Here is a 20,147-nt window from a genome sequence, read left to right as displayed (position 1 = left end):
CCCAGCTTGCTTCACTCCAGTTTCCTTCAGTTATTGCTCCTGTGACTTTGTTTCTCACATTTGTTCGTGTGATGGTCGCTGTTTGTTTAACAGTTTCTGCAACTTCTTTTGTTTTATCTGCTGCATCTACATACTTGATAGTACGTGTAACTGTTTTACTTTCAACTATATTTTCTGTTCCTTGCCTATACTCAATTACTTCTGTCACATTTTCTGTTGTTGGTGTAATTTGTACCGCATCCACTTTTGCTTTACTTGGGGCCTTATAGTTCTCAACCCTTGGAGAATCTACTGCATCCCAGCTTGCTTCACTCCAGTTTCCTTCAGTTATTGCTCCTGTGACTTTGTTTCTCACATTTGTTCGTGTGATGGTCGCTGTTTGTTTAACAGTATCTGCAACTTCTTTTGTCTTATCCGCTGCATCTACATACTTGATGGTACGTGTAACTGTTTTACTTTCAACTATATTTTCTGTTCCTTGCCTATACTCAATTACTTCTGTCACATCGACTGTTGTTGGTGTAACTTGTACCGCATCCACTTTTGCTTTACTTGGGGCGTTATAGTTCTCAATTAATGGTGATTTCACCTCTACCCACGTTTGTTCTTTAACTACCCAAGCCTGATTTTCATCAGTCGTATCTACTAGACCGTCATTATTTGTATCATAACCAAGTATACTATTTGTAAGTGGATCCAATAACTTAGTTCTAGTTATAATTGCTTCTTGTGTAACAGTAGGTGCTTCTTGAATCAACTGTTGTGTGTCTTGATCTTTATACTGAATTGTACGAATTACTTTCTTTTCTTCTGTATTAGCTATATTTTCTAATACTTGTACAGTACGGACTATTGGAACTGCATATGCTCCTTGATTCGTAGTTATTTCAGTTGGTAACTTTCCATCAATTCCTTTAGTATCTAAAGCAGCATACGTATAAAAAATCTTCAATTCTTTGTTTAAGTACTCTGGCTTATTTAATGAAGCTTTTAAATCATCTAAACTTAAATTACGTTCTTTTATCACACCATTTTCAGTAATCATAGCACGAACATGTGTCTTGTCCACACCAATTTTATCACCAGAACTTGTCATTCCTTTATCTTCTAATTCAAACGAATTACTTCCTAATTTATCAACAAATTCTGTATCTAGTGTTGTCTTTCTAAGTTTAACTGCTGTTGATAAATCTCCAAAGCTCTTAAAGTAAGGACGAGTAGTTTCAATTTGGAATACTGATTTAGCTGGAGAAAATAATTGTTCTTTATTTGCACCATTATACATATAGTATTCAACATTTGTTATATGTGAAGATTCATCTAAACGTGTTTTCTCATCAGATAAATAATTATTATAATTAGAAATATTATTAGTAGTAATTGTCGCTAAATCTAAGTCTGACATACGATAAAGTCCTGTCAACTGAATTTGACCACCTACTCCTAAATTAATTCCAGTTGCTTGTTTTTCATAATTCTCAAGATTAGCATTAATATCATCCATAAAATGTGTAATCAAACGATTTCTCAAGTCTTGAAAAGTATAACTACTCCAAAAAGATTCTACCGTTCCACCATTATTGACTTTTTCAAATATTTTTTGACTACCAACAACAGACTTTCCTCCTAAAAATCTCTCTCCAAGATTATCAAATCCAGCCTCTGTAATTCCTAACTTTGTAGTCGTATTAATATAAAATTCATCAGAGCTTGTTTTTTCTATATTAGATTTTTCATTCATTTGTTTCCCAGAAGCAGATATTGCCGTGAGATGAGCACGAGCTCCAGTTAAATAAGATCCATACAAATCTGGACTTCCACCTCTCATTGTTAACCATACATCATTTCTTTCTGTATTATAACGTGTTGGTATTACAAAATTATTTTTATTAGCAGGATCTAAAATATACTGGTCAACTGTACTATCTTCCCCATAACCTAAAAGATTATTCATCACTTCTAAGTCAGATACTGAACCTCTTGTCCAACCACTTCCCCAGCTTTTATCAACTTTTTTCCAAATATTTGGTTGTTCTCCAACTGTTAATCTTGAAAAAAGATTTGGAACTTTCACAGCATGTTTTTGTCCATTTTTTTGATAATAAATTATCTCATAAGGTAGTTCAAAGGTTGTCTGTTGTCCAGTTTTCTGAGTTGCATTTGCAGCATTCCCTTTTTTATCTGTTACTTTATGATGATAGGAATAACGATCTTCAGGAGAATACCCAAATTTCTTCCAAAATTCTAATACCGTAGTATCCTCTGAAAGATCATCTCCATAAGTAGTCTTTAATCGTGTAAATTGATTGGCATTAACTAGGTCTTTAACTTTTTTAGTTAAAGTTTCCCCCAAATTTATAGATGAATCATTATAATAGTTTTTACCCGTTACTAAATAATGAGGAGTCGATTGAGTAACTGATAATTCTTCACTAGCAATACTTGTTGGAGTTTCCTCGACAGATAATGCACGTTTGCTACGTTTACGAGCTACTTCCTCTTTCTTTTTATTTGATTCAGTAACTGTATTTTCTTCAGTGTTTGTCTTCACTACATTATCTGAAGTAGCTGGTTTGCTCTCTTCTTTTGCTGTTTCTGATGGAGATGTAATTGCATGAGTCTCAGAAGCAGCTGCTAGTTTCGCAATCTCTTCGTCGCTCAAAGTAGGCTTTTCAAGCACAGCCGCTTCAGTTGTGCTTGCTGTTGGCAAGGTTACATTTTTCAAGCCATCTGTCGTGCTATTGGTTCCTTCATCCACACCTTGACCAGTTCTTGTCTGTGCAGTATTTGCAGAAACAGCATCATCCGCCTTGGCTGATGTCTGAGGTGAACCCAAAATCAAAGCAGTTCCAAGAAGGACACTAGCTGCTCCAAAATGGTATTTACGGATTGAGAAACGCTGACTCAAGCCATACCAATCAAAAGATTTTCTGTTCACTTGTCTTTTTGCTTTATACATAGTTATCGCTTTCTATTTTTATTTTTGTAATCAATTGAATACAATTATACAGTATATATTATACTCCTCTCCCCCCGTAAAAGTCAATGAAATCAATTTCTATTGCTCATTTTTTTAAGCTTATTTTAATAAAAAGATTCGTTTTGTTTATATTATAATATTAATAATATTAATAATAAATCGTTTTAGCGTTTATATTTCTTTTTCCCTATTTTTTTGATATAATAATTTTAACTATAATTTTATATGGAGGTTCTATGCGTTTTAATCAATATAGTTATTTAGCTCTATCTAGAGATGAAATTTATCAGGATTTTCAGTCATACGGCTTCCCTTTTCATATTAACTTATCCGAAAAGGAACTATTAGAGCATTTTCTACGACATATTTTTTTCACCTATCAACATACAGATTATCCCCTAGCAAGTTTAGCTGCTGATAAAGAGACAGACCTCCTAACCTTCTTTCAATCAAGGAGAGAACTAACCGAGGATATTTTCTACACTGTTGCTTTTCAAGTGCTAGGTTTTAGCTATCTTGTTGATTTTGAGGATAGCCAAACCTTCCGTAAAGAAACTGGTTTTCCCATCGTATATGGTGATTTGATTGAAAATCTCTATCAGTTGCTCAATACTCGAACCAAAAAAGGAAATCTCCTGATTGATCAACTGGTAAGTGACGGTCTTATCCCTGAAGATAATACCTATCACTACTTTAACGGCAAGAGCTTGGCTACTTTTTCCAGCCACGATGTCATTCGAGAAGTGGTCTACGTTGAGTCTCGTGTGGATACTGACCAAAAGGGGCTACCTGACTTAGTCAAGGTCAACATTATTCGTCCTCGTTTTGATGGACAAATCCCTGCTATCATGACAGCAAGTCCCTATCATCAGGGGACCAATGACAAGGCTAGTGACAAGGCTCTCTACAAGATGGAGGGCGAACTTGAAGTGAAACCTGCTCACAAGATTGAGCTAGAAGAACCAAAACTATCTGTAGTTGAATCACATAGTCAAGCTGAGCTAGTATCAGAAGCTGAGGAAAAGCTGACGCACATCAACGCTAGCTATACACTCAACGACTACTTCCTTCCACGAGGCTTTGCTAATATCTATGTGTCTGGTGTTGGTACTAAGGATTCTACAGGTTTGATGACCAACGGAGACTATCAGCAAATCGAAGCTTATAAAAATGTCATCGATTGGCTCAATGGTCGTTGCCGTGCCTTTACTGATCACACGCGCCAGCGTCAAGTCAAGGCTGATTGGTCAAACGGAAAAGTTGCTACAACGGGACTTTCCTATCTAGGTACCATGTCAAATGGCCTTGCCACTACTGGTGTAGATGGTTTAGAAGTTATCATTGCCGAGGCTGGTATTTCCTCATGGTACAACTACTATCGTGAAAACGGTTTAGTGACTAGCCCAGGCGGTTATCCTGGCGAGGATTTTGACTCACTCGCTGAGTTAACCTACTCTCGGAATCTCTTGGCTGGTGATTTTATTCTTGGAAACGCTACACACCAAGATGATATCCAGAAACTAAGAGAAAAACTTGATAGAAAAACAGGTGATTACAATCAATTTTGGCATGACAGAAACTATCTTCTTCATGCTCACAAGGTGAAAGCAGAAGTTGTTTTCACCCATGGCTCTCAAGATTGGAACGTAAAACCGCTACATGTTTACCAGATGTTCCATGCTCTACCAGACCATATCAATAAACATCTCTTTTTCCATCACGGGGCTCATGTTTATATGAATAACTGGCAGTCAATTGACTTCCGAGAGTCTATGAATGCCTTATTGACAAAAAAATTACTTGATCAAGAAACAGGCTATCAACTCCCCCCTATCATTTGGCAGGATAATACTACTCCGCAGACTTGGTTATCTCTTGATAACTTCGGTGAGCAAGATAACTTTGAAACCTTCTCACTCGGTCAAGGAGAGCAAGTTATTCAAAACCAGTACCCAGATAAGGATTTTGAGCGCTATGGTAAAATCTACCAAACCTTCAATACAGAACTCTATCAAGGGAAAACAAATCAAATTACTATTGACCTTCCTGTGACTAAAGATCTCCACCTGAACGGTCGCGCTCAGCTTAATCTTCGTATCAAATCCAGTACAAACAAGGGGCTCTTATCAGCCCAACTACTGGAACTTGGTCAAAAGAAATACCTACAACCTTATCCTGCTGTTTTAGGTGCTAGAACCATTGATAATGGACGCTACCACATGTTGGAAAATCTCTGTGAATTACCATTTCGTGAAAATGAACAACGAGTCGTGACAAAAGGCTACCTCAATTTACAGAATCGAAATGATTTATTGTTAATAGAGGAGATCAAGGCAGGTGAATGGATGGATATCCAATTTGAATTGCAACCAACTATTTACAAGTTAAAAGAAGGAGATACTCTTCGTTTAGTCCTCTATACTACTGACTTTGAAATCACCATACGTGACAACACCGCTTACCACCTGACTGTCGATCTTGAACAGTCTACACTTCTCTTACCTTGTCAAAAGGTATAATATCAGACTTTCAATATCGAACTATTTCCACTTGAAGAGTCTAACAAAACATAAACTTGGTATCAAATCCACTCTCAAAGAAGGGCTTATGATAAGCCCATAACGGGAGCTTGGACAAAAGATACTAAGACCCTAACCAACATGTGTACTCATTAATAATATTCGCTACCACACCACATGTTGGAAAATCTCTGTGAATTAACATTAATCGTAAATTCACAACAAGTCGTGACAAAAGGCTACCCTAATTGAATGATTTACTGTTAGTAGAGGACACCAATGTAAATAAACGGATAGATAGCCAATTCATCTCCACCCAACTAGTGACAAGTTAAAAGAAGGAGATTTTCTCCGTATAGTTCTTTATACTACTGACTTTGAAATCATCATACGTGACAATACCGCCTACCACCTGACTGTCGATCTCGATCAGTCCACGCTTACTGTACCTTGTACAAGGAGTAAACACTTTATGAATAAATCAGAACATCGCCACCAGCTCATTAGAGCTCTCGTTACAAAGAAAAAAATCCATACTCAAGCAGAGTTACAAGCTCTTCTTGCCGACAACGATATCCAGGTTACACAAGCTACTTTATCAAGAGATATCAAGAGCATGAACTTGTCTAAAGTACGAGAAGAAGATAATTCATATTATGTAGTCAATACTGGATCTACATCCAAATGGGAAAAACGTTTAGAAACTTATATGGAAGATGCTCTTGTATTGATGCGACCAATTCAGAACCAGGTTCTACTTAAAACCCTCCCTGGACTCGCTCAATCATTTGGTTCAATTATTGATTCTTTAAATTTCCCCGATGCCATTGCGACCCTTTGTGGAGATGATGTCTGCCTTGTCATCTGTGAAGATACAGATGCCGCTCACAGTTGCTTTGAAGAACTTAAAAAATACACTCCACCATTCTTCTTTGGTGAATAACAAAATTCCGTGTCTGATTAGGCACGGAATTTTTTATATTCTTTGCTATTACTGTTCTTTGTTTTTCGCTCGAGCTAATCTAAGAGCACGATTGGGATTGAGACGATTAAATAATTCTTCTAATTTTTTTTCATTCCAAAGATCTGCTGCAGATACAAAATTTCCATCAGCATCTCGGAAGGATATTGGTTTATCTCCCATATAATCCTCCTAGTCAACAAATTCAAATTCGAACTTACCAATTCTAACTAAATCGCCATCCTTAGCTCCTCGAGCACGAAGGGCTTCATCAACTCCCATACCACGCAACTGGCGAGCAAACTTCATAACAGATTCATCACGATCAAAGTTTGTCATATTAAAGAGTTTCATGAGTTTTTCACCAGAAAGTAGCCATGTTGCATCGTCATCACGGCTAATTTCAAAGGCTTTTTCTTCCTCATCAAATCCATAGTAAGCTTCTTCTTCCATATCGGACTCGTCATAGAGCAAGAATTCTGGTGTCTTGTCTAACAATTCAGCTGTTGCATCTAGAAGTGTTGCCAAACCTTGCTTGGTCAAACCAGAAATAGGGAAAATAGCTGGCAATTCTTCAAATTCATCGTAGTTTTCAGCTAATTTTTTCTTGAAGACTTCAAGATTTTCCTGACTCTCAGGCATATCCATCTTATTAGCTACAATAATCTGCGGACGCTCCATTAGACGAAGATTATATGACTCCAGCTCTTTATTGATGGCAAGATAATCCTCATAGGGATCACGTCCTTCACTAGCAGACATATCAATGATATGCAAGATAACTCTTGTACGCTCGATATGACGAAGGAACTGAGTCCCCAAACCAATACCTTGACTTGCTCCCTCAATCAATCCAGGCAAGTCAGCTACTGCAAAGGATTCACCTGATTGGGTACGAACCATACCAAGATTTGGAACAATAGTTGTGAAGTGATAGGCACCGATTTTTGGTTTTGCTGATGTGATTACACTAAGTAAAGTTGACTTTCCTACCGATGGAAAACCAACCAAGCCAACATCCGCTAAAATTTTTAATTCTAGCTGTAATTCACGTTCCTGTCCAGGTTCTCCATTTTCTGAGATTTCAGGGGCAGGATTTTTGGGAGTCGCAAAGCGAATATTCCCACGACCACCACGACCACCGTGGGCTACTATGAATTCTTGTCCATGTTCAATCAAATCAGTGATGACTTTTCCAGTTTCAGCATCACGGACGGTTGTGCCTTGTGGTACACGAACACGTAAATCCTCAGCGCCTCGACCATGCATTCCTTTGGTCATGCCTTTTTCCCCAGAATCAGCCTTGAAATGGCGATTGTAGCGGAAATCCATCAAGGTACGTAAACCTTCGTCTACAACGAACACGACGTTACCACCACGACCTCCATCACCACCCCAAGGACCTCCATTGGGGACATATTTTTCACGGCGAAAAGCGACCATGCCATCGCCACCATTACCAGCCTTGACCTTAATCTTGGCTGTATCTAAAAACATACTCATTATTATCTTCTCACTTTAAAAAAGGGCTGGGAAATCCCAGTCACTAATGTTACTTTTAGGTAATCCGATTTATAGATTACTCAAGGCACCAATTGCAGTTGCAAAAATTCCAAGCAAACTTGCAATCAACATAATAAACACGATTAGTAAGGTTAATTTTTCAAACATGGTTTTTTTACGATTTCCATTATCTCCAAATGCCATTTTTTTCTCCTTTGTTACATTCTACTTTCTAATATCTTAGCATGAATTCAGCTAGTTTTCAATAGTCACTTGCTACTGGTGCAATAATCCATAAAATAATATAGGCTATAATTCCAGCTCCATAACCAAAAGCAAGAACACCCCATATTACGCGAACAATAGTAGGATCTATATCAAAATAATGGGCTACCCCAGCACAAACACCCGCAATCTTTTTATCACGCCCACTTCTCATTAATTGTTTTTTCATATTCCATTTCTCCTATCAATACCAATCTTTCCAATAATTTCTTATGCTCAATAGTTGAGTTTTAGAAGTCTTTAGTATTCGTCTTGAACCTTTCACCGGTACGGCTACAACCTTCTGTGGTAGGTATAAAACAGTCTTAAAAATCCGTTTGCCCACAGTATCGTCCTTAACTAAATCCATTTGAAAATTATTTGTAATAATGGCATCCAAATAAAATTCATGAACTCGTTTCCCAAAGTTTTCAGCAGAAATCTCATATAACTTTTCTGCCAATCTAATTTCATTCATCTCAGGAGTAGCAATCAAAGCTTCTAATATCGCTCCTGCTAAATCATCATTTCTATAATACAAGGTACCGAACATCTTATGATTGATTAGATTATCTAGATAAGGATTTCCATGAGCAATAATAGGAGTTCCACTAGCTAAACTTTCCAAGAAAGTCAAACCTTGTGTTTCACTTGTAGAAGCTGAGATGAAAAAATCTGCGGCCTTATAATAAAGGGCTGTTTCGCTAGGAGCAATCATACCGGTGAAGATTACTGATTCTTGAATCTGTAACTCATGCGCCTGTTCTTTCAGACTTTCCAGATATGGACCGTCTCCAGCAACTACTAGCTTAATTTTATCTTCTTCTTTCAAAACCTCAGCAAAAGCTGTCAAAACCGCCTGAATATTCTTTTCATAAGAAATTCTAGAAAGACTTAGTAGCATTTTTTCATCAGTTTGAACGCCTAATTTTGAACGTAATTCGTTAAGATGTTCTTCTTTTATTTCAGGGCGTTCAAATTTTGCCAACTCGATACCTGTAGGAATAATTCTTTTTTCAACCTTGACCTTATAGTCAGAAAGCAAATCACAAACAATCTCACTGGGACAAATTACTCCATCAACATCATGTAAAAAACCTCGAACAAGATACTTGACCATACTTGGACGAATCAACAACCCCTTTGCAATGTAGTGAACATATTCCTCATACTGGGTGTGATAGGTGTGAATGACAGGTATCTTTAATTCTCGAGCAATCCAAATCCCTAATAAACCAAGTGAAAACTCAGTTTGTGTATGAATGATATCTAACTGATACTGTCTAGCAATTTCTAGCGCATGACTAAAACCTCGATAAGCAAAACGTCTATCTTTAAATGCAAAGAAAGGAACACTCGGTATTCGAATAATTTGCCAATCTTCATAACGATTAACATCTTTATCTGTCGTTGTAAAAATAAAGACCGTGTGTCCTTGCTTTTCTAATTCCATTTTCAAGGTTCGAATACTAGTTGCAACCCCAGAAACCTGGGGGAAATAGGTATCTGTAAATAAACCAATTCGCATAGATTACCTCACTATCTACCTAAAGCAGCTTGCTCTTGGTAAAATTCCAACCAAATCTGTAAGAGATGTTCTTCAGAATATTCTCTTGAAATTTTCTTAGCTTTTTCTTTCAACTCTTTCAAGCTATCAGGATTCTTTTGATATTCTAAAATAGATTGTTTCATCTCATCTTTATCTGCTGTAGCATGATAATTACCTTCTAGAATAACCTTATATAGATCCAAGTCACGCAGCATAATCGGTGCATCGCAACTTGCTGCTTCTAAAATAGTCATTGGAAATAACTCATTGTAACTAGGCAGTAAGAAAATATCTGCCAAGGAATACAGCTCTCGCATTCGTTCTGGTGTCACAATACCAGGAAAGAGTAAATTTTTTGGTGGATTTTCCATCATTTTTTTATACTTTTCGTAACCGTCTGTCATACCACCAAAAGAAAAGCCTCCAGCCCAGATAAAAGTTATCTGAGGTAATTCTTCTGCCAAACGAATGAAGTCGTCGATTCCTTTTCGTTTTTGAACCTGACCAGCGCCAACAACAATAAACTGATGTTGATCAAGTCCTAGATCTTCACGAAGTCGTAAAACCTCCTCTTTTGGTAACGGATGCCATTTTTCCTTGTTGACAAAATTAGGAATATAGGTCACTTTTTCACGTGGAATACCAGCGGCTACTAAATCTTCAATAAACATTGGATTTACTACTACAAGATGTTCCATCCGATTATAAAAAGAAAAAACATAGCGTTTCACAATTCCTTTTAAGAAAAAAGGAATCTTCAGACTACCCTCAAGCGTATCAGGCAAAAAATGAACATAGCCAATTTTTCTACCTGACCGTTTCTTTTGAAATGTTGATAAATAATAAGGGAAATCAATTGTATGGAAGTGAGTTATATCTGCCTCGATAGGAAGATTTTCTGTAACAATCAATTCTTCTTTTGCATCCCGTTGAAGAAGATGAACCAATTCACGGTAAGCTCCTGAAACTCCTTGTCCTGCTACTTTTTCACTTGAACTCAACATATTGATACGTAATTTCTTTTTATCCATAACTACTATTATATCATTTTCTTTTATGAAATACATCAAAAGAAAGAAGAGACCAGAGGAAAAAAGGGTATTACCTCTATTTCCCAATCGTCTCTTACAGTTTTTTGTTCATTATTTAATCCCTAATGCAATACGTGCGTAACGACTCATTTTTTCAACTGTCCAGGCTGGATACCAGACTAATTTGACCTCAGTATCCGTTACTTCTGGCACCTCTGTCATGGCATCATAAATCTGATCCGTCAAGAGATCTGCCAAAGGGCAACCCATAGTAGTGAGTGTCATATCAATTTCAGTATGTCCTGTATCTCCATCAAAACGAATCTCATAGATTAAACCAAGATTGACAATATCAATTCCCAACTCAGGGTCTATTACATCTTCTAAGGCGTTTAAAATTCGAGTTTTGATAGTTTCAATTTGTTCTTCTGTATAGGCCATTTTTTATCCTCATTTCTAATCTTCAATAAAATCACGAAGAGGTTTGCTGCGACTAGGTTGGCGCAATTTTCTCAATGCTTTAGCTTCAATCTGACGAATACGCTCACGAGTGACGTTAAAGACTTTACCAACATCTTCAAGAGTACGCATCTTCCCATCATCCAGTCCAAAACGAAGACGAAGAACATTTTCTTCCCTATCAGTTAAGGTATCCAATACTTCATCTAACTGCTCACGCAAGACAATACGAGTTGTGTAATCAACTGGATTTTCAATCACTTCATCTTCGATAAAGTCACCAAGATGGCTATCATCCTCTTCCCCAATTGGCGTTTCAAGCGATACCGGTTCTTGAGCAATCTTCAAGATTTCACGAACTTTATCAGGCGTCATATCCATACGTTCAGCAATTTGTTCTGGAGTTGGATCTTGACCCAATTCTTGAAGAAGATTACGCTGCTCACGAACCAATTTATTAATGGTCTCTACCATGTGTACAGGAATACGAATGGTACGTGCTTGATCAGCAATGGCACGAGTGATAGCCTGACGAATCCACCAGGTTGCATAAGTTGAAAACTTGAATCCTTTAGAATAGTCAAACTTATCAACTGCCTTCATCAAGCCCATATTTCCTTCTTGAATCAAGTCCAAAAACTGCATACCACGACCAACATAGCGTTTGGCAATGGAAACAACCAAACGAAGGTTGGCTTCCGCAAGGCGTTGTTTGGCTTCGATGTCACCCGCTTCAACAGCCAGTGCTAACTCTTTTTCCTCTTCATTGGTCAAGAGAGGTACAACCCCTATTTCTTTTAAATACATACGAACAGGGTCATTAACCTTAGCAGAAGTTGAGCCAATCAAGTCTTCATCACTCAGTTCTGGTTCTTCTTCAGCATTAAGAACACGCGCACTTGGATTGCCTTCAACGTCAGTTATTGAAATTCCTGCATCTTGAATTCGTTGCAAGATGTCTTCAATACCATCTGCATCTAGAGCAAAAGGAATGACTAGACTTGAATTAATTTCATCATCAGTTGCGGTTCCTGTTTTCTTATGATTACGGATAAATTCTGCCACTTGTACATCAAATGTTGTTACTTCTTTTTGTTTTGTTGCCATTATTACTCCATTCTTCTCTTTTGAGAAATTAAACGTTCTAATTCTTCTAGGGCGGTATCTGTATCACCTACATGGCTAGCTTCCTGCACCTTCTTTTTGATTCTCATATTATCTTTATTTAATAGAGCCTTATTTCGAGTCGTTTCTACTTCACTTAATTCATGGGGTGACATTTCAGCTGGTAAATCTTGCGCTAAGACTTGGTACCAAGCTTTTTCAACCTCTTCCGAACAAATAGCCAATTCTTCAGCAGGAATGTCCCCATACTTGACAAGCAAGTCATACAAGACCTGAAATTCAGGTGTATCAAATTTAAAATCTTCTCGCAACCGAAAATCATTGAGAACGAGGGATGACTCCTTCATTCTATATAGAATATGTGCTTCCGCCCTCATAACTGCAGACAATTGCTTGGTAACTGGCGCTATAATTGAAGTTGATCTAGAAAACCCATTCATACGATTTTGACGATCTATTAGCCGGTTCTCATTAACTATTTGTTCAATCTGTCCATAATCAAAAGAGGGAAGACTATCCGCTAAAATATGAATATAACTATTTTGGGCAGTTATTGACTTTTCTTTTATTATCAAAGGAGCTATTTTTTCAATAAACTCAATCTGTGCTTGAAGATTATCGCTATTTTCAGGCTTGTAGTGATGAATATAAAACTCAATCGGACTAATACGAGTTTTGGTCAATAGATAGGCCAAGTCCTCAGCACTGTTTTTTTGCAAGTATTCATCCGGATCAAGATTGTCAGGCATACTTACGATTTGTACAGGCATATCACCTATTTCATCTAGAGCTTTCAATGTCGCAGCTTGTCCTGCCTTGTCACCATCATAAACTAGAATTAGCTTCTTGGTTAACCTCTTTAGATGATCAACATGTTCTCTGCTTAGTGCAGTACCCATGGATGCAACAGCATTTTCGATTCCTGAACGATAAGCAGCAATAACATCCATAAAACCTTCCATAAGATAAATCTCACTTGCTTTACCTGAAGATTTTTTTGCCCTATCCATATGATATAATTCGTAACTTTTATTAAAAATTGCAGTCGAACGACTATTTTTATACTTAGCTGTCTGTGAATCCGTTTTCTGCCAGATACGACCAGAAAAGGCAATAACTTTCCCTTGATCATTTGTTAAGGGAAACATAATCCGATTATGAAAGGTATCGAGAAATTGATTTGCATCCGAAAGGTAAAAAAGTCCAGATTCTAAGAAATCCTCATCTCGATACTTACCTGATAAGCGTTGATAAAGATAGTTGCGTTCACTTGGTGCTAAACCAATTCTAAAATGTTTTATGACATCATCAGTCAATCCGCGTTGATAAAGATAATGTCTTGCTTCTTGACCCATGGTGGTAGTCATGAGAAGAGCATGGTAAAACTTAGTAGCTTCTTCATGCATATCATACAAGACCTGATGAGGAGATGATGGTTTCTGGTCACTCTGAAGTGGTCTTTCAATCTCTATTCCAACTCGCTCTCCAAGAATTTGGACAGCTTCTATAAAGGACACGCCTTGGTATTCTTCTATGAATTTAAAAACATCTCCTGAGCGGCCACAGCCAAAACAGTGATAAAACTGCTTATCCTCCACCACATTAAAAGAAGGTGTTTTTTCACCATGAAAAGGACAGAGCCCTAAATAGTTCCGTCCTGCCTTTTGTAAAGAAATCACATCTCCTATGACTTCCACAATGTTGGCATTGTTTTTGATATCTTCAATGACTAGTTTGTCAACCATACACAATACCTCCATGTTATCATAGTTTACTCTATATAGTATACTTTATTTCAGAAAAAAAGTAAACCATTTCATACACTTTCCATCATTCTCTTTGCATCATTTTTTAGATTGCAAGAGAAGATAAAAAACTCAGAAATACTTCCATACCTCTGAGTTTTGCTTCACAATTTTGATGAAAATAGGACTCATCTATTCAAATAATTGATAGTAGTCTGAAATCTTCATCTTTGCTTTTTCTTCTTGATTCAAGTCTTGTATAATTCGTCCTTCTTTCATGACGATTAAGCGATTGCCATATTTGAGAGCATCTTCCATATGATGGGTAATCATGAGGGCTGTTAAGTTATCTCTGCTCACAAATTCATCTGTCAATTCCATCAAAGAAACACTAGTCTTGGGATCAAGAGCTGCTGTATGCTCATCCAATAAAAGAAGTTCTGGACGTTTCAGGGTCGCCATTAAGAGACTTAGAGCTTGCCTTTGACCCCCAGATAAAAACTCGATTGGCGTATCCAAATGTTTTTCAAGACCATTTCCAACTTTTTCAATAGTAGACTGAAATTCATCCTTATAACTGCTGAGGCGTCTTGGGAAAAGTCCTCGTTTTTCGCCTCTAAATTTTGCAATCAATAGATTTTCAGCTACCGTCATACGGGGAGCTGTTCCCATTTTCGGATCTTGAAAGACTCGGGATAAATACTTAGCACGTTTTTCAGGTGAAAATTTAGTGACATCTTCTCCTAAAATACGAATAGTTCCACTCGTCAAAGACAAGGTCCCAGCTAGAATATTAAACAGGGTTGATTTTCCGGCTCCATTTCCACCTAAAATAGTGATAAAATCATGTTCGAAAATATCTAAGGAGACATCATTCAAAATAATCTTTTCTTCATCAAAGCCATTTTTTACAACTTTTGTTGCATTTTTTAATTCTACAATTGCTGTCATTTGCTCAACTTGGCTCCTTTCAAGAGTGTTTGTTTAAAGGTCGGAATCATGAGACAGACCGCTAAAATAAGGGCACTATAGAGACGTAGATAGCTTGTATTAAATCCAAGTGCAATAACTCCCCACACTAAGAATTGATAGGCTATAGAACCTACAACAATAGCTATCAACCGTTCTGCTAGTGTCAAACTTTTAAAAATGACTTCACCAATAATCAAACTAGCCAGACCAACAACGATGACACCAATTCCTCGAGAAACATCCGCATAACCTTCTTGTTGAGCGATCAAAGCCCCTGCAAGAGCGATTACACCATTAGACAAGACCAGACCCATGAGTTCCATACGACCTGTATGAATTCCGAAACTTCTAGCCATGTCAGGATTATCTCCAGTTGCAATATATGCTTGACCAAGCTTTGTATCTAAAAAGAAAAGCATGAGAGCAATGACAAGACTAACAAAAATAAGTCCTGTAACTAATTGATTTAAATCAGAAGAAAATGGTAATACATCTTGAATTTGCTTCGTACCAAGCAAGCCTAAATTTGCTCGCCCCATGATTAAAAGCATAATCGAATGACAAGAAGTCATTACTAATATACCTGATAATAAAGTAGGAATTTTACCTTTAGTATAGAGAAGCCCTGCGACCATTCCTGCCAAACAACCAGCCCCAACAGCAAGAAGAGTAGCTAGAAAAGGATTAACGCCTTTTGTAATTAAAGTAACTGCGACTGCTCCACCAAGTGGGAATGAACCCTCTGTTGTCATATCTGGAAAATTTAAAATTCTAAAGGTCATAAAAATTCCCAAACCTAAAATGGCCCAGACAAAACCTTGAGAAATAATAGATACTATCATAATTTTTCACTCATTTCTTTCGTAAAACGGGAGGAGATGTTTCCAACTCCTCCTTTTATCTTATTCAATTACTTGTCCTGCTTCTTTTAGGACAGATTCTGGAATTGTGATACCAAGTTCTTTTGCATATTTTTTATTGACAACAGACTTACCAGTTGAAAAGACATTAACTGGTGTATCAGCTGGTTTTGCCCCTTTCAAGACTTGAGCAATCATTTTACCTGTAGCCACTCCAAGGTCACGTTGATCAACAACCACTGATGCCAAACCACCAGCTTCTACCATGGCTGTTGCACTTGGATAAATCGGTTTTTTAGCTGCTTGGTTGCTTGATACAACTGTTGGGAAAGCTGATGCGATAGTATTGTCAATTGGAACCCAGATAGCGTCTACCTTGCTAGTCATAACATTGACAGTAGAAGCAATTTCATTTGTTGAAGGAACTGCAAATGTTTCTACCTTGAAACCTGCTTTTTCAGCATAGGCTTTAAATTCTTCTACCTGAGTTTTTGAATTGTCTTCACTACTTGAATAAAGAGCACCGATTGTTTTAACCTCAGGTGTTAGAGCTTTGATTAGTTCCACTTGTTGCTGGGCTGGATTATGGTCTGAGACACCTGTAATATTTCCACCAGGTTTTTTCAAATCTTTAACCAAGTTAGCTCCGATTGGATCTGTAATGGCTGCCATAATAACAGGTAAATCTTTTGTTGCACTGGCTAATCCTTGAGCCGCAGGAGTTGCAATCCCTACTACAATATCGTTGCCATTTGAAACAAGTTGCTTACTCATAGTAGCGACTTTGCTTTGGTCACCCTCTGAATTCATAAAATCAATCTTCAATTGATCATCCTTATAACCCTCTTCGGCAAGACCATCTTGAATTCCTTTATAAATCAAATCAAGTGATGGATGACTTACAAACTGAAGTACACCAACCTTAGCAATTTTCTTTTCATTCTTAACTTCTTGCTTCGATTCTTGTTTATTCATAGAAGAGTAAATCAAGCTTCCTGCGACCAAAACTGCTAAAACAGCAATTATCCCAACTAGACGTTTATTTTTCATTTTATTTCTCCTTTTATTAACTTTTAACCAATTTGCTTATTAACTAAGCGACGCCATCGTTTACATTCCATCATTGTCCTCCTAAACTAAAAAGTCCTCACACAAAAACACTTGTGTGAGGACGTCGATGCGCGGTGCCACCTCAATTATAGGGAATATCCCTATCGCTCAGTCTCGCAAAAACGAGATGCACTGTAAGGTGTGCTCACCGAATTTTTATGATTTCAAATTCTATAAACAATTCAGCCCAATTTTCATCATCTTCATTTATCTGTTTTCACCAAGCACAGACTCTCTATAAAACTCTTATGATTACTTTCTGAATGGTTACATTATATCATTTTTCAATTTCTTGTCAATACTATTTTTTAAAAAAAGTTATATAAAATATCAAAAACTTCCCCTTGAAAAAGAGGAAGCGTCGAAGTATCAACCAGAATTACGTAATCCTGTCGCAATTCCGTTGATGGTTGTATGAATTAATTTTTCTTGATCGCTAGATAATTCTCCTCGGCGTTGGCGTTTAATTAATTCCAACTGGATATAATTAAGGATATTAAAGTATGGCATACGGTAATCTAGACTGGCTTTTAGATATGTGTTTTCAGCTAAGAGCTCATCATAATTTTCAATTGCTAAAATAACTTCTTTGGTCACTTGCCATTCATCCAGTATTGTTTCATAGATTGCTTTTACTTCTTCGTTTTCACATAACTTAGCATATTCAAAAGCAATATTCATATTCGATTTTGATAAAACCATATCCACGTTAGAGAGTAGAGAATGGAAGAAAGGCCAATTTTGATACATATCTCTTAAGATAGTAATATTCTCAGGGTTTTTATCGATAAATTCTTTAAAGCTAGAACCTACTCCATACCAACCAGGGAACATCACGCGACTTTGTGACCAAGAGAAAACCCAAGGAATTGCACGTAAACCACCAATTTCTGTAATGGTTTTACGAGCTGCAGGACGAGATCCAATATTAAAACTAGAAATAGCCTTGATAGGACTTGACTCGAAGAAATAATCATAGAAATATTCATTCCCAAAAACTAAATCACGATAAATATCATAACTACGATCCACAACCTGATCCATAATAGCTTCATAACGATTTGAAGTATTTGTGTCACTCTTCCACTGGGTAATCATACGATTAATAGCTGCAGAAACTAACATTTCAAGATTATAGTAGGCAGCGTCTTTATTACCATATTTATTACCAATCACCTCTCCCTGCTCTGTTAGACGAATCCTGTCCTTGATAGACTTGAGAGGTTGAGACGTAATCGCTTCATAAGTTGGACCACCACCACGACCAACAGTACCACCACGGCCATGGAAGAAGGTCACTTTGACACCAAACTCATCACCAATAGCTGTTAATTGTTGTTGAGCTTTATACAATGTCCAACAAGATGACAAATAACCACCATCCTTGTTACTGTCTGAATAACCAAGCATAATCTCTTGATAGTTATTTCGAGAAGCAATCCACTTTTTAGCAAGGGAAAGAGAAAGGTATTTTCTCATTGTTTCTTCTGAATAATCTAAGTCCTCAATGGTCTCAAAAAGAGGAACAATTTGGACCCGTGCTCTCTCCTTATCAACTAGACCAACTTCTTTAAGCATGATAGCAAGCTCTAGCATGTCGGATACGCTAGTTGCATGGGAAATGATTGTCTGGCGAATGACATCATCTCCTAGTTTATCTTTTAAGCTACGTGCTGCTTTAAAAATTGCTAACTCTTTCTCTAATAGTTCTGATTTTTCAACATTAGTTGCTGAAAGAATACGAGGATCCTCTTCCAATTGTTTCAACAAAAGATTACACTTTTCTTCTTCAGAAAGTTCACTATAGCGAGAATGTATTCCTGCTGATTTTAATAGTTCTGAAACACAGGCTTCGTGAACACTTGAATCTTGACGCATGTCAATGGATGCTAGATAGAAACCGAAAATTTCAACTGCTTGGATTAACTCAACAAAATCACCTGAAATAAGAGCTTCGCCCTTGTTTTCCAAAAGTGAGTCACGAATCGTAATTAAATCTTTATAAAAATCACTTGCAGCTTTATAGCGTGGACCAACTTCTTTTTCTTCAATTAGATAAGTTTTTGTAGCCTGTATTTTTGATTGAATATCAAACAAAGCGCGTCTATAAGGCTCTTTTTCACGGTAGATAGAATTATCCTTAGATTGGCGAGCCATTTCTCGTACTTGTTTGCTAACATTCACAATACTAGATGAAAGTGAAAATTCACGATATAGTTGATAGACTTTTTCATCATAATAATTCATGATGACTTCACATTGTGTCATTGCAGATTGTTTTAAAGTTTCCGCTGTTACGAATGGATTACCATCACGGTCACCACCAATCCACATTCCCATAGTAATGGGTTTTGGATGTTTTAATTCTAAACCGTGTTTCTTAGCCAGACGCTTGTATTCAGCAGTCAAGTGAGGAACAGCCTTTAAAAAAGAACTGTGATAATATTCCATCACATTCGTGATTTCATTGGTTACTTTCAATTTTTTCTCACGAATCATATCTGTCTGCATGATGATTTCAATATAACGACGGAGGTCATTATGCCACTTTTCCTTATTAATCAAGCCCAATTTCACATCTCTGTACTTACGTAAAAGATTGTGAATGTGATTGGTTAAATCCAACATACTTTTACGTTGAACCTGAGTAGGATGGGCTGTTAGAACCGGAACGACATTCAATTGTTCTAAGATCTCAACTGCATTTTCTTTTTCAGCTACCATTTTAATGGTTGCAGACAATTTTCCGAGATAATCTTGATCAATATTGTTTTGATGGTTAATTTCATAAGCCAAATCAACATCTTCTGAAATATTAATCAAAAGTGGCAAAATAGAGAAATAACGTGAAATATAGGCCATTTCATCATTTGTCAAATCAGTGACAAGCTTGTCTAAACCTTGATAATCTTCCTGCATTGACAGTTCTTTTAACTGCATGATTTTATCAAAAGTCTCTGGTGCAAGCATATTTTTAGTGATGTCTTCCAACAACTCAGTTAAAATCAATACTTCTTCTTGCACGACAACTTTATTACTATAGTTTTCTAATTTTTGAAGAGACATAAA

The 20,147-nt window shown here is 37.0% G+C and carries 16 protein-coding genes and 1 other annotated feature; of the genes, 2 read left to right on the top strand and 14 right to left on the bottom strand.

The features are described 5' to 3' along the window. Positions 1-2,959 (bottom strand): YSIRK-type signal peptide-containing protein (locus QZ114_RS00795; RefSeq protein WP_295498525.1); only part of this gene is annotated, 2,959 nt, incomplete at its 3' end. A gap of 257 nt (positions 2,960-3,216) precedes the next feature. Between QZ114_RS00795 and QZ114_RS00790 the strand changes: the two genes are divergently transcribed. Both QZ114_RS00790 and QZ114_RS00785 read left to right on the top strand, forming a co-directional pair. After that, positions 3,217-5,499, top strand: a complete 2,283-nt coding sequence (locus QZ114_RS00790) for a Xaa-Pro dipeptidyl-peptidase (protein WP_295498522.1) — start codon at positions 3,217-3,219, stop codon at positions 5,497-5,499. A gap of 304 nt (positions 5,500-5,803) precedes the next feature. Continuing rightward, positions 5,804-6,442: an arginine repressor gene (locus tag QZ114_RS00785; RefSeq protein WP_295498536.1), complete on the top strand. Its 639-nt coding sequence runs from the start codon at positions 5,804-5,806 to the stop codon at positions 6,440-6,442. 48 nt (positions 6,443-6,490) lie between these two features. Here QZ114_RS00785 and QZ114_RS00780 read toward each other — a convergent pair whose 3' ends face one another. The 13 genes from QZ114_RS00780 to ppc all read right to left on the bottom strand — a co-directional run bounded on the left by QZ114_RS00780 (position 6,491) and on the right by ppc (position 20,144). Next, entirely contained in the window at positions 6,491-6,643 is a 153-nt protein-coding gene (locus QZ114_RS00780; protein WP_295498519.1) for a hypothetical protein, read from the bottom strand. 9 nt (positions 6,644-6,652) lie between these two features. Further along, on the bottom strand, positions 6,653-7,963 hold the full coding sequence (obgE, locus tag QZ114_RS00775; protein WP_295498516.1) for a GTPase ObgE: 1,311 nt from the start codon (positions 7,961-7,963) through the stop codon (positions 6,653-6,655). 69 nt (positions 7,964-8,032) lie between these two features. Next, on the bottom strand, positions 8,033-8,167 hold the full coding sequence (locus tag QZ114_RS00770) for a DUF4044 domain-containing protein (RefSeq protein WP_084891490.1): 135 nt from the start codon (positions 8,165-8,167) through the stop codon (positions 8,033-8,035). Positions 8,168-8,225: 58 nt separating this feature from the next. Further along, positions 8,226-8,402: a PspC domain-containing protein gene (locus QZ114_RS00765; protein ID WP_045606442.1), complete on the bottom strand. Its 177-nt coding sequence runs from the start codon at positions 8,400-8,402 to the stop codon at positions 8,226-8,228. A gap of 30 nt (positions 8,403-8,432) precedes the next feature. Then, complete coding sequence (locus QZ114_RS00760) at positions 8,433-9,755, bottom strand: glycosyltransferase family 4 protein (RefSeq protein ID WP_295498511.1); 1,323 nt, start codon at positions 9,753-9,755, stop codon at positions 8,433-8,435. Between the two features lie 11 nt (positions 9,756-9,766). After that, on the bottom strand, positions 9,767-10,843 hold the full coding sequence (locus tag QZ114_RS00755) for a glycosyltransferase family 4 protein (protein WP_295498531.1): 1,077 nt from the start codon (positions 10,841-10,843) through the stop codon (positions 9,767-9,769). Positions 10,844-10,918: 75 nt separating this feature from the next. Further along, a complete protein-coding gene (locus QZ114_RS00750) occupies positions 10,919-11,248 on the bottom strand; it encodes a metal-sulfur cluster assembly factor (RefSeq protein WP_295498509.1) in 330 nt (109 codons plus the stop codon). A 15-nt stretch (positions 11,249-11,263) separates the two neighbouring features. Beyond that, on the bottom strand, positions 11,264-12,373 hold the full coding sequence (gene rpoD, locus QZ114_RS00745; protein WP_295498506.1) for an RNA polymerase sigma factor RpoD: 1,110 nt from the start codon (positions 12,371-12,373) through the stop codon (positions 11,264-11,266). Positions 12,374-12,375: 2 nt separating this feature from the next. Next, the gene (gene dnaG / locus QZ114_RS00740; RefSeq protein WP_295498502.1) at positions 12,376-14,136 is read right to left on the bottom strand and encodes a DNA primase; all 1,761 of its coding nucleotides are present in this window, start codon (positions 14,134-14,136) and stop codon (positions 12,376-12,378) included. Between the two features lie 192 nt (positions 14,137-14,328). Continuing rightward, positions 14,329-15,087, bottom strand: a complete 759-nt coding sequence (locus QZ114_RS00735; protein WP_295498499.1) for an ABC transporter ATP-binding protein — start codon at positions 15,085-15,087, stop codon at positions 14,329-14,331. After that, a complete protein-coding gene (locus QZ114_RS00730; RefSeq protein WP_295498496.1) occupies positions 15,084-15,950 on the bottom strand; it encodes an ABC transporter permease in 867 nt (288 codons plus the stop codon). The genes QZ114_RS00735 and QZ114_RS00730 overlap by 4 nt, the downstream gene beginning before the upstream one ends. A 60-nt stretch (positions 15,951-16,010) precedes the next feature. Then, on the bottom strand, positions 16,011-17,018 hold the full coding sequence (trpX, locus tag QZ114_RS00725) for a tryptophan ABC transporter substrate-binding protein (RefSeq protein WP_295498493.1): 1,008 nt from the start codon (positions 17,016-17,018) through the stop codon (positions 16,011-16,013). 114 nt (positions 17,019-17,132) lie between these two features. Next, positions 17,133-17,349, bottom strand: a binding site (T-box leader). Between the two features lie 98 nt (positions 17,350-17,447). Further along, positions 17,448-20,144 carry a phosphoenolpyruvate carboxylase gene (ppc, locus tag QZ114_RS00720; protein WP_295498491.1) on the bottom strand — a complete coding sequence of 899 codons (2,697 nt, stop codon included), beginning with the start codon at positions 20,142-20,144 and terminating at the stop codon, positions 17,448-17,450. Positions 20,145-20,147 lie beyond the last annotated feature (3 nt).

It is taken from the genome of uncultured Streptococcus sp., from assembly GCF_901875575.1.
In the GTDB taxonomy this organism is placed as follows: Bacteria; Bacillota; Bacilli; order Lactobacillales; family Streptococcaceae; genus Streptococcus.
The sequence above is the reverse complement of the archived record's forward strand: the minus strand, read 5'-3'. Positions and strand labels throughout refer to the sequence as shown.

Bases quoted from the DNA above. Each gene is read 5' to 3' on its own strand.
- QZ114_RS00790 (WP_295498522.1), top strand. From the start codon at position 3,217: ATGCGTTTTAATCAATATAGTTATTTAGCTCTATCTAGAGATGAAATT.
- QZ114_RS00780 (WP_295498519.1), bottom strand. From the start codon at position 6,643: ATGGGAGATAAACCAATATCCTTCCGAGATGCTGATGGAAATTTTGTA.
- obgE (WP_295498516.1), bottom strand. From the start codon at position 7,963: ATGAGTATGTTTTTAGATACAGCCAAGATTAAGGTCAAGGCTGGTAAT.
- QZ114_RS00770 (WP_084891490.1), bottom strand. From the start codon at position 8,167: ATGGCATTTGGAGATAATGGAAATCGTAAAAAAACCATGTTTGAAAAA.
- QZ114_RS00765 (WP_045606442.1), bottom strand. From the start codon at position 8,402: ATGAGAAGTGGGCGTGATAAAAAGATTGCGGGTGTTTGTGCTGGGGTA.
- QZ114_RS00760 (WP_295498511.1), bottom strand. From the start codon at position 9,755: ATGCGAATTGGTTTATTTACAGATACCTATTTCCCCCAGGTTTCTGGG.
- QZ114_RS00755 (WP_295498531.1), bottom strand. From the start codon at position 10,843: ATGTATTTCATAAAAGAAAATGATATAATAGTAGTTATGGATAAAAAG.
- QZ114_RS00750 (WP_295498509.1), bottom strand. From the start codon at position 11,248: ATGGCCTATACAGAAGAACAAATTGAAACTATCAAAACTCGAATTTTA.
- rpoD (WP_295498506.1), bottom strand. From the start codon at position 12,373: ATGGCAACAAAACAAAAAGAAGTAACAACATTTGATGTACAAGTGGCA.
- dnaG (WP_295498502.1), bottom strand. From the start codon at position 14,136: ATGGTTGACAAACTAGTCATTGAAGATATCAAAAACAATGCCAACATT.
- QZ114_RS00735 (WP_295498499.1), bottom strand. From the start codon at position 15,087: ATGACAGCAATTGTAGAATTAAAAAATGCAACAAAAGTTGTAAAAAAT.
- QZ114_RS00730 (WP_295498496.1), bottom strand. From the start codon at position 15,950: ATGATAGTATCTATTATTTCTCAAGGTTTTGTCTGGGCCATTTTAGGT.
- trpX (WP_295498493.1), bottom strand. From the start codon at position 17,018: ATGAAAAATAAACGTCTAGTTGGGATAATTGCTGTTTTAGCAGTTTTG.
- ppc (WP_295498491.1), bottom strand. From the start codon at position 20,144: ATGTCTCTTCAAAAATTAGAAAACTATAGTAATAAAGTTGTCGTGCAA.